The sequence below is a fragment of the Mycobacterium sp. genome, assembly GCF_046095365.1.
Lineage (GTDB): Bacteria > Actinomycetota > Actinomycetes > Mycobacteriales > Mycobacteriaceae > Mycobacterium.
In genome coordinates, this window is sequence record NZ_JBJTJF010000161.1 from 44449 (window position 1) to 51065 (window position 6617).

Annotated in this window: 8 protein-coding genes and 1 pseudogene; 6 read left to right on the forward strand and 3 right to left on the reverse strand. The window is 70.1% G+C overall.

Translation table 11 applies throughout. The features are described 5' to 3' along the window. The first annotated feature begins 43 nt into the window (after positions 1-43). Both ACKOQ4_RS12420 and ACKOQ4_RS12425 read left to right on the forward strand, forming a co-directional pair. Positions 44-439 (forward strand): DUF6198 family protein, encoded by a 396-nt coding sequence (locus ACKOQ4_RS12420; RefSeq protein ID WP_526292226.1) that lies wholly within the window; start codon positions 44-46, stop codon positions 437-439. Next, positions 420-497 (forward strand): annotated as a pseudogene (locus ACKOQ4_RS12425) (hypothetical protein); the annotation flags it as partial. The gene ACKOQ4_RS12420 and the pseudogene ACKOQ4_RS12425, both read left to right, overlap by 20 nt. A gap of 42 nt (positions 498-539) precedes the next feature. On the opposite strand, the gene ACKOQ4_RS12430 reads toward ACKOQ4_RS12425, so the two are convergent. Beyond that, positions 540-1160, reverse strand: coding sequence for a riboflavin synthase (locus tag ACKOQ4_RS12430; RefSeq protein ID WP_526292228.1), 621 nt, complete (start codon positions 1158-1160; stop codon positions 540-542). A gap of 4 nt (positions 1161-1164) precedes the next feature. Beyond that, positions 1165-1611, reverse strand: coding sequence for a GNAT family N-acetyltransferase (locus ACKOQ4_RS12435; RefSeq protein ID WP_526292230.1), 447 nt, complete (start codon positions 1609-1611; stop codon positions 1165-1167). 106 nt (positions 1612-1717) lie between these two features. Between ACKOQ4_RS12435 and ACKOQ4_RS12440 the strand changes: the two genes are divergently transcribed. The 4 genes from ACKOQ4_RS12440 (at position 1718) to ACKOQ4_RS12455 (ending at position 6100) form a co-directional block, all read left to right on the forward strand. Next, a complete protein-coding gene (locus tag ACKOQ4_RS12440) occupies positions 1718-2419 on the forward strand; it encodes an LppX_LprAFG lipoprotein (protein ID WP_526292232.1) in 702 nt (233 codons plus the stop codon). Then, on the forward strand, positions 2419-3969 hold the full coding sequence (locus ACKOQ4_RS12445; protein WP_526292250.1) for an MFS transporter: 1551 nt from the start codon (positions 2419-2421) through the stop codon (positions 3967-3969). The genes ACKOQ4_RS12440 and ACKOQ4_RS12445 overlap by 1 nt, the downstream gene beginning before the upstream one ends. 96 nt (positions 3970-4065) lie before the next feature. Next, on the forward strand, positions 4066-5103 hold the full coding sequence (locus ACKOQ4_RS12450; protein WP_526292234.1) for an ABC transporter permease: 1038 nt from the start codon (positions 4066-4068) through the stop codon (positions 5101-5103). A 1-nt stretch (position 5104) separates the two neighbouring features. Continuing rightward, positions 5105-6100, forward strand: a complete 996-nt coding sequence (locus tag ACKOQ4_RS12455) for an ABC transporter ATP-binding protein (protein ID WP_526292236.1) — start codon at positions 5105-5107, stop codon at positions 6098-6100. Here ACKOQ4_RS12455 and ACKOQ4_RS12460 read toward each other — a convergent pair. Next, a partial coding sequence (locus ACKOQ4_RS12460; RefSeq protein ID WP_526292238.1) for a RibD family protein occupies positions 6097-6617 on the reverse strand: 521 nt, incomplete at its 5' end. The genes ACKOQ4_RS12455 and ACKOQ4_RS12460 overlap by 4 nt on opposite strands.

Here is a 6617-nt window from a genome sequence, read left to right on the forward strand (position 1 = left end):
GCCGCAAAGGGCCGTCGTCGCCCGGCCACTAGGGTCAGTCCCCGTGTCCGCGCGTGAAGTGTGGCGACGAATCGTGCCCTCGCGCACGATTCCGCGCACGCGGTGGCGCAATGAGGGGTCGCGGTGGCGAACCCGCCCGTCCACCGTCGTCGTGCTGGTCCTTGGTCTGTGGCTGTTCGGCACGGGAGAGGCGCTGCTCGTCGACGCCGGCCTCGGTAACGCGCCCTGGACGGTATTCGCCCGGGGCATCTCGGTGCGCAGCGGTATCGCCATCGGGTTGGCCACCTTTCTCATCAGCGTGATCGTGCTGCTGCTGTGGATTCCCCTTCGTGAGCGCCCGGGTCTGGGCACCGTCGCGAATCGGCCTGGGAAGTGGGCTCTACCTCACCACCAATCTCGGACCCGGCCCGCGCGACGGTCTGATGACCGGAATCCATGAGCGCGCCGGGATCGCCGTCGCTCCCGTGCGGCTGGGCATCGAGGTCGTCGTGCTGGCCATCGGCTGGGCATTGGGCGGCACCGTGGGCATCGGCACCCTCCTAGCGGCTATCAGTGCTGCCCGAGCCGTCTTCGGCGGACAACAGCCGTTCCACATATTTGGCGATCACGTCCACCTCGAGATTCACCCGGGTCCCGGTCCCAGCGCTGCCCAGGGTGGTCAGTCCCAGGGTCGTCGGGATGAGCGACACCTCGAACCAGTCCTCGCCCAGTCCCGACACCGTCAGCGACACCCCGTCGACGGTGATCGAGCCCTTCTCCACCACATAGCGCGACAGCGACGCCGGCAGCGAGACGCGCACCACCTGCCAATGCGGAGAGGGTGTGCGCGAGATCACCTCCCCGGTCCCGTCGACGTGGCCCTGGACGATGTGGCCGCCGAGCCGGCTGTTGAGGGCCGCTGCGCGCTCCAGGTTGACCGGCCCGCCGGGCCTCAGCGCCGCCAGGCTGGAACGGTTCAGCGTCTCGCCCATCACGTCGGCGGTGAACCGGCCGTCGGCCGCTACCTCCGCGACGGTCAGACACACGCCGTTGACGGCGATCGAATCGCCATGGCGCACATCGGATGTCACCAGCGGGCCGCGGATGGTCAGCCGTGCCGAATCTCCGAGATGCTCCACGGCGACGACTTCGCCGAGCTCCTCCACGATGCCGGTGAACACCTGCCTAATCTAGCCGCTTCTCGCCGTGGAACACCGCCGCCGGGTTGTCGTTGAAGTTGTCCACCCGCCGGTAGCCGGAGGCCTCGTAGAAAGCCTGGGCGTGCGGCTGGCGCTCACCGGTGTCCAGGCGGGCGAGCCGGTAGCCCATTCCCCGCGCCGCGTCCTCCAGGGCCGCCAGCAGCGCGCGGGCCACCCCGGTTCGTCGGGCCGACGGCACCACGTACATCCGTTTGATCTCGCAGGCCCCGTCGGGCAGCCGTTTGATGCCGCCCCCGCAGACCGCCACGCCGTCCCGGTAACCGACCAGGTAGAGCCCACCCGGCGGGCCCAGTTCGGCCGGGCCGGCCCTGGGCATGTCCGGGGCTTCGAGGTCGAGTCCCTCGTACAGATCGCGCATCTCGGCGACCATCGCGGCCACCAGGTCCGCGGCGTCGCCCGTGCCTGCCGGCACCGGCCGAAAAGCGAGGTCACCTGCCATGCGCTCAGTCATATCGAGCAGGTCACGACCGCGCAACCCCGGCCTCGCCGGCGCGGGCGGGCGCGCCCGACCCACTACGATGCATGCCATGTCGACGATCCGCCGCATTATCTCCGTCCTGACGGTCATGCTCGCCGCCGCCCTGTTCGCCGCGGGCTGCTCGAAGAAGGCGTCCGAGCCGCTGCCGGACGCCGCCGGGCTGATCCAGCAGTCCGTTCAGTCGACCAAGGCGCTCAAGAGCGCGCACCTGGACATCTCGGTGGGCGGGAAAATCGACGGCCTGCCGGTCAAGACGCTGGCCGGCGACCTGAGCAACACACCCAGCACCGCCTTCAAGGGCAATGCCAAAGTCACCATGGGCGGGGCCGACATCGACGCCGAACTGGTGGTTCTCGACGGCACTCTGTACGCCGCGCTGACCCCTAATAACTGGCTGGACATGGGCCAGGCCGCCGACGTCTACGACCCCTCGGTGATCCTCAACCCGAGCACCGGCCTGGCCAACATGCTCAGCAACGTCTCCGGGGCGAAGTCGGAAGGCCTCGACACCGTCGGCGGCGTGCCGACGGTCAAGATCACCGGCATGGCGGCCCCGGATGCGGTGAACAAGCTGATCCCGCAACTCAAGGCTGCCGCCCCGCTGCCGGCCACGGTGTGGATCGAGAAGGACGGGCCCCATCAACTGGTGCAGGCCCAGATCGAACAGAGCGCCGGCAACACCGTGGCGCTGACGCTGTCGGAGTGGGACAAGCCGGTCACCGTCACCAAGCCGGCGGTGTGATGCAGCAGGCGCCGCCGGCCGCCGTCGCCGACCGCACACCGGGGACCGGGCGCAGCCGCCGGATCGCCATCGGAGCCGGCAGCCTCGCGGTCCTGCTCGGGGCGCTCGACACCTATGTCGTCGTCACGATCATGGTCGACATCATGAAGTCGGTCGGCATACCGCTGAACAAGATCCAGCAGGTCACCCCGATCATCACCTGGTATCTGCTCGGCTACATCGCGGCCATGCCGCTGCTGGGCCGGCTGTCCGACCGATTCGGGCGCAAGCTGGTGCTGCAGGCCAGCCTGGCGACCTTCGCGGTCGGCTCGGTGGTGACCGCACTGTCCAACGACCTGACCGTGCTGGTCATCGGCCGGCTGATCCAGGGCATTGCCAGCGGCGCGCTGCTGCCGGTCACCTTGGCCCTGGCCGCCGATCTGTGGGCGGCACGCAGCCGGGCGGCGGTGCTCGGGGGTATCGGCGCCGCCCAGGAACTCGGCAGCGTGCTGGGGCCGCTGTACGGCATCGGCGTGGTGTGGCTGCTCAACACCTGGCGCGACGTGTTCTGGATCAACCTGCCGCTGACCGCGATCGCGATGTTGCTTATCCACATCAGCCTGCCCTCCCATGAGCGCAGCGCCGAACCGGAACGGATCGACGTCGTCGGCGGTGTGCTGCTGGCGGTGGCGCTGGGACTGGCGGTGTGGGGCCTGTACAACCCGGCGCCCGACGGCAAGCAGGTGCTGCCCAGTTACGGTCCCCCGCTGGTGATCGGCGCGGTCGCCGCGGCAATCGCGTTCGCGGTGTGGGAACGCTTCGCCAAGACCCGGCTGATCGACCCGCACGGCGTGCGGTTCGGCCCGTTCCTGGCCTCGCTGGGCACCTCGATGTGCGCCGGCGCCGCGCTGATGGTGACCCTCGTCGACGTCGAACTGTTCGGCCAGGGCGTGCTGGGCAAGGACCAGAACGGGGCGGCGCTGCTGCTGCTGCACTTCCTGGCCGCGCTCCCGGTCGGCGCGCTGCTCGGCGGCTGGCTGGCCACCCGCGTGGGCGACCGCGCGGTCGCGGTGACGGGCATGCTGATCGCCGCCTACGCCTACTGGCTGGTCTCGAAGTGGGGCGTCGACGTCCTCTCCGCCCGCCACCAGCTCGGCCCGGTGTCCCTGCCCACCTTCGGCACTGACCTGGCCCTGGCCGGTTTCGGCCTCGGGCTGGTGATCGGCCCGCTGACCTCGGCGGCGCTGCGGGTGGTGCCCTCGGCCCAGCACGGCATCGCCTCCTCGCTGGTGGTGGTGGCCCGGATGACCGGCATGCTGATCGGCGTCGCCGCGCTGACCGCGTGGGGGCTCTACCGGTTCAACCAGATCGTGGCGACCCTGCCGCCGGCTACCGGCGACAGCCTGGCGGCCCGGGTGGCCGCCGAGGGGCAGCGCTACCGCACCGCGTTCGCGATGCAGTACGGCTCGATCTTCTTCATCACCACGATCGTGTGCCTGGCGGGGGCGGCGATCGCGCTGTTCATCGGGGGCCGGAAAGCGCAGGCCGCTGATGACGACGCGTCGCACTAGCCTGCCCGCGCCCGCGGGAGGGCAAAGCCGAAATGGCCGAAGCCTTCGCCGGGCGGCCGGGCGGGTCGGTACCCTCGCCCCCATGCAGGTGACGAAGTGCTGATCGCTGCACTGCGCGACCTGCAGTGGCGCAAGCGGCGTTTCGTCATCGCCATCGTCGGCACCGGACTGGTCTTCGCGATGACGCTGGTGCTCACCGGGCTGGCCAACGGCTTCCGGGTGGAGGCCACCCGGACGGTGGACTCGCTTGGCCTGGACGCCTTCCTGGTCAAGACCGGCGCCACCGGCCCGTTCCTGGGCTCCTCGGCGTTCCCGGCCACCAAGTTGCAGGTACCCGGGGTCAAGACGGCGGTGCCGTTGGTCTACGGCAGCGCGACCATGCCCGAGAAGGGGTCGGCCCGCAGCGTCAATGTCTTCGGGGCCCCCGAGCGCGGACCCGGGATGCCCGCCATGGAGCAGGGCCGGGCGCCCACCGAGCCGCATGAGGCCGCGGTCTCGTCCACCATGCGCCAGCCCATCGGCGCCACCATCGAGGTGGGTTCGCGCAACCTGCAGATCGTCGGGATCGTCGACGACTCCACCGCGCTGGCCGGCCAGCCCAACGTGTTCCTGACCGTCAACGGCGCCCAGACTCTGCTGTTCTCCGGTCAGTCGCTGATCTCCTCGATCGGGGTGATCGGTCCGCCGGAGCGCGCGCCGAGCGGGTTCAAGGTGGTCAACCGCACCGGCGCGATCGACGACCTGCTGCGCGCGCTCACCGGAGCCCGCAAGGCGATGAGCCTGATGGCCGGGCTGCTGTGGGTGGTCGCCGCGATGATCGTCGGCTCGATGATCTACATGTCGGCCCTGGAACGCACCCGCGACTTCGCCGTGTTCAAGGCGGTCGGCGTGCCGACCCGTTCAATCCTGGCCGGGCTGGCGATGCAGGCCATCATCGTCGCGGTGCTCTCGGCGCTCCTCGGCGGCGTGCTGTCGGTGCTGCTGGGTCCGTTGTTCCCGATGCGGGTGGACATCCCGCGCATCGCATTCATCCTGCTGCCGGTGGTCGCGGTCACCATCGGGGTGCTGGCCAGCCTCGCCGGGCTGCGCCGGGCGGTGGTCGTCGATCCGGCCGTGGCATTCGGAGGACCCTGACATGGCCGATCTGCGAATCAAAGACCTCGTCGTGGAGTACGCCAGCGGCGAGGACACCGTGCGCCCCATCAACGGACTCAGCCTCGACGTCGCCGAGGGCTCGCTGGCAATCCTGTTGGGGCCCAGCGGATGCGGGAAGACGACCCTGCTGTCCTGCCTGGGTGGAATCCTGCACCCGACCGCCGGACGCATCGAGTTCGGTGATATCGACCTGACCAAGCTCGACCCCAGGGCGCTCTCGGAGTACCGGCGCAACACCGTCGGCATCGTCTTCCAGGCGTTCAATCTGGTGCCCAGCCTGACCGCGATCGAGAACGTCATGGTGCCACTGCGGGCGGCCGACGTCCCGCGCAAGCAGGCCCACGACCGGGCCGCCGAGTTGCTGGACCGGGTGGGCCTGGCCAAGCGCATCCACCACCGCCCAGGCGACCTCAGCGGCGGCCAGCAGCAGCGGGTGGCCGTAGCGCGGGCGATCGCGCTGGACCCGCCGCTGCTGATCGCCGACGAGCCGACGGCACACCTGGACTACATCCAGGTCGAGGAGGTGCTGCGGCTGATCCGGGAGCTGGCCTCCGGAGAGCGGGTGGTGGTGGTGGCGACCCACGACACCCGGATGCTGCCGCTGGCCGATCGGGTGGTGGAACTGGTGCCGCACATGTCGGCCACCGAACACGAGCCGGAGACGGTGCAACTGGCGGCCGGCGAGACGCTCTTCGAGCAGGGCACCATGGGCGACGCCATCTATATGGTGTCGACGGGCGAGATCGAGTTGGTCCGCGAATTGCCCAGCGGCGAGGAGGAAATCCTGAAGCTGGCCACCGCGGGCGACTACTTCGGCGAGATGGGCCCGCTGTTCGCGCTGCCGCGTTCGGCCAGCGCCCGGGCGCGCACCGAGGCCACCGTGGTCGGCTATACCGTCCAGGCCTTCCGCGAGATGCTCGGCGCGGGCGGGTCCCGCGACATCATCGAGCACAAGTCACTGCACAGCGGGGGCTAGAACGGCGGTGTTTCGCCGGGAACCAGGCTGAGCAGCACGTCCGGTCCGATCCGCTCGACGCCGTCGTAGCGCCAGCGAAGCGCGTCGGCGATGGTGGCGACCCCCACGTCGTCGACGGCCGTGACGGGACCGCCGAGCAGGATCGGCGCGACGTAGGCCAGGATCCGGTGCACCGCCCCCGCCCGCAGGAACGCCCCGGCCAGCGTCGGACCGCCCTCCAGGAGCACGTCGGTCCGGTCGGACAGCGCCCGGATCACCTCGTGGGGGTCACGGGTCCGCAGCAGCATCGTTGGCGAATCATCATTGAGCACAAGGGATTCCGGTGGAATCTCACGCTCGCCGACAACGACCCGCAGGGGCTGGCGCTGCGCGGTCGTGCCGTCGGGCGCCAGGATCACCGCTCCGACAGGCGGGTTCGGGTAGGTCGAGCCCTTGACCCGCCGGGCCTGCTCGACGGCCAGAGCCATCGCGGCGGCGATCCGCTCGGGTGTGGTCATACCCGAAGGTGCGGTGAGGC